Here is a 2,595-nt window from a genome sequence, read left to right as displayed (position 1 = left end):
TGGGTCATTCCACTCGTTACTGAAGAGCTGTTCATCGCTGCAACAAAGCACACCAATGGTAATCAAACCAAAGCGGCCAAAATGCTTGGCATTAGTCGTGGTCACTTTCGCTGTAAGCAAGATAAGTTCAAGTTAAAAAATATTGAATCAGTGCCCGTCTAAAATAAGAGTCTGTGTCAGAAAACATTATGTACGAAAAAACCGACAAGCTTTGTCCCAAATGCTTTCGCTGGTTGCGAGAAAACAATGAAACCCTGTATTGCCCAGATACTATACTGTGTCAGTTAGTGATGCCGAAAGTAGGGCGCGGTTCACCTCCACGATTAACGCTTGATAAACTCCAAGAAGTTCTGGCTTTTGAAGATAGCAAAAGCCGCCAGTATCAAGATAGAAAGAGAATTGAGCGGATCAAAGAGGCGATCGCGAGATTAAGGTAAAAATTAACCAACCAGTTGAATAGGCTGGTTAAATTGCTTTTCATTAAGAGCGCGGTTGAGTAAGATTGGGCCTCCCCCTAGCGTGCATCGTATAATGGCTATTACCTCAGCCTTCCAAGCTGATGATGCGGGTTCGATTCCCGCTGCACGCTCCAGATTTTAGAATCTTGCTCCCGAATACTCATGCTCGGTTGACTTTAATAAGTTCCGTATTTTGTTAAAATCATCAATCGAAAATATCACATCATCATGTTTTTCTTGTTCATTCAGCCATCCTTTAAATGTATTTCGTATCAAAATTTCAGTTTGTGGTGATTTTGTCCCCTTCTGTTTATATATATTGGCTGTAGGGTGTGTAAATACAACAACTGACGATAATGGCCAGTTGTTAATGTTTTCTGATGTAAGAATTTCGCTTAATAGTGATTTGGTTCGTAATGATTGAAGGGATGCGTTTTTATATGATTTTTTTATTCCTTGAGAATTAATCTGATGCCAATTTTTGTCATCGCTACAATACACCTTCCCTGAATAGTGTTTCACTTCTACAACAACTAAGCCAACGTGAGGGGCAAGAACTAGAAAATCAATTTCAAAGTTCTTGTTATTGAAAACCATGTTTTCAGTCGTTATATACCCGTTTATTACATTTCCTTTTAACTCTTGCAGGGTCGTCTTCATTAGTTTTTCGCCATGGTTTCCTGCTTCTTTTCTCTTATATTCAGAGCTATTTAATGGATTTAGATCTGAAATGTCAGGAATGTGCCAATGACTGCTAGCTGACTCTTTAGGTGGTGTGTTATCTTTTTTTGTTAGCAGAAATGCGATCACAGCAATAGCAAAAGCACCTATAGGTCCAGTAAGAACCAGACCAATAATTGTGGCTAGAGCTATTTTCTTAATTCTCAAAGTTACATCCTTTATCTCATTAAATAATTCATTATGTTACATAATAAACTGACCCAGCCCCAATGTGAAAGTGGTTGCAAGCATTTCAATAAAAGAGTAATTTACGTACAGAAACTGACGATTCGCCGATAAATCTAGGAGGTTGTGATGTTGCAGTTCATAAAAAAATGGCATCAAGCCTTTAAAGAAGACAAAGAACTACGCGTAGCTAAAGAATATCAAAATACGATAAATCCTACTGTGCAGGCAGATTCGTATGATTTTTGGGGGAAGTGGAGTGATGGTGCAAATGATTATTATGAAGAACAGAAGCGAAAAGGTGAGTACTATTAATTCAGTCAGAGGATTGTTATCCCCTGACTGAAAGTAATCGTTTATTTATTTTGTTTTTTTTATGTGTGATGTAGCTTGGCCCTGTGCGAAGTCAAATCCCTGCTGAGTATTCTTGTTAATCTTATCCAAGGCTGTATCGATACCAATTGCGTTCACTTTGTATCCTGCAAACCCCAATAACCCAAACCACACCGCCGGCATCATGACATAGAGTATGATCATGACGAGCTTTAAGATAGAGTCATCCATGTAGTTGATAGCGCCTGTCAGTGGGTTTAAATTCTCATTCAGCTTGTAGATCCCTTCAATGAGCTTACTGTCTAAACTTCGGCACAGTTCCCACCAAAATGTTAAGAACATCAAACCTGAATAAACCAGTGAAAGCGACATTAAAGTGGTGATGTTGTACGCACTGATCGTCAGTACTATCGGACTAGCTATGATAACCGCGCTCATTAAGACCGCTTGTAGCATCGGCATCGCTTGTCTTACTACAAAGTAAGCGGGACCGGTTAAAATGTGTCCCGTTTGAACACCAACAAAACCAGCACCGGCATTCCATATTTCACGAACTCTGTGATCTGCTGTCTTATCAAGCGTATAACCAAAACCGCGGACAATACGCCCATTAGTTTGCTCGACACTGAGCACGCGCTCAACCAGCATATCGACACGCTCCGCTTCGGACACTTCTTTACCTAGCACGCGTGCAAAAAATCCATCGGGTTTTCTTACTTCGATCGCAATCTCCGGGTAGTGTTTGGCCACATCGTTGTAGATACGCCACTTGATCCCCGCAGGCTCCCCAAAACGGTTTTCATCAACAGACTTCCACCACTGCTCACAGTAGGGATAAGCAGCGGTTGTGTCGATTTCACTGTTTCCATATTTCTTCTGGATCGGATCATCACGACGC

General features: G+C 40.7%; 5 protein-coding genes and 1 tRNA gene. 4 read left to right on the top strand and 2 right to left on the bottom strand.

What is annotated here, in order from left to right:
* Positions 1–6: 6 nt before the first annotated feature.
* The 3 genes from RH85_RS23725 to RH85_RS10195 all read left to right on the top strand — a co-directional run bounded on the left by RH85_RS23725 (position 7) and on the right by RH85_RS10195 (position 592).
* A complete protein-coding gene (locus tag RH85_RS23725; RefSeq protein ID WP_420895801.1) occupies positions 7–162 on the top strand; it encodes a helix-turn-helix domain-containing protein in 156 nt (51 codons plus the stop codon).
* A 26-nt stretch (positions 163–188) separates the two neighbouring features.
* Positions 189–437 carry a hypothetical protein gene (locus RH85_RS10200; protein ID WP_006712147.1) on the top strand — a complete coding sequence of 83 codons (249 nt, stop codon included), beginning with the start codon at positions 189–191 and terminating at the stop codon, positions 435–437.
* 80 nt (positions 438–517) lie between these two features.
* A tRNA-Gly gene (locus RH85_RS10195) sits at positions 518–592 on the top strand.
* Positions 593–596: 4 nt separating this feature from the next.
* Here RH85_RS10195 and RH85_RS10190 read toward each other — a convergent pair.
* The gene (locus tag RH85_RS10190) at positions 597–1,346 is read right to left on the bottom strand and encodes a nuclease-related domain-containing protein (RefSeq protein ID WP_006712146.1); all 750 of its coding nucleotides are present in this window, start codon (positions 1,344–1,346) and stop codon (positions 597–599) included.
* Positions 1,347–1,493: 147 nt separating this feature from the next.
* On the opposite strand from RH85_RS10190, the gene RH85_RS10185 reads away from it, so the two are divergent.
* Positions 1,494–1,679, top strand: coding sequence for a hypothetical protein (locus RH85_RS10185; RefSeq protein WP_006712145.1), 186 nt, complete (start codon positions 1,494–1,496; stop codon positions 1,677–1,679).
* 45 nt (positions 1,680–1,724) lie between these two features.
* On the opposite strand, the gene RH85_RS10180 is transcribed toward RH85_RS10185, so the two are convergent.
* The coding region (locus RH85_RS10180) for a conjugal transfer protein TraG N-terminal domain-containing protein (RefSeq protein WP_006712144.1) at positions 1,725–2,595 on the bottom strand (871 nt) is incomplete at its 5' end.

The sequence above is a fragment of the Vibrio ichthyoenteri ATCC 700023 genome (genome assembly GCF_000222605.1).
Taxonomy (GTDB): Bacteria; Pseudomonadota; Gammaproteobacteria; order Enterobacterales; family Vibrionaceae; genus Vibrio; species Vibrio ichthyoenteri.
This window is presented reverse-complemented; position numbering and strand designations above follow the sequence as displayed.

What these genes read in the sequence shown, in the direction of transcription:
- RH85_RS10200 (WP_006712147.1), top strand. Translation starts at nt 189, where the DNA reads ATGTACGAAAAAACCGACAAGCTTTGTCCCAAATGCTTTCGCTGGTTG.
- RH85_RS10185 (WP_006712145.1), top strand. Translation starts at nt 1,494, where the DNA reads ATGTTGCAGTTCATAAAAAAATGGCATCAAGCCTTTAAAGAAGACAAA.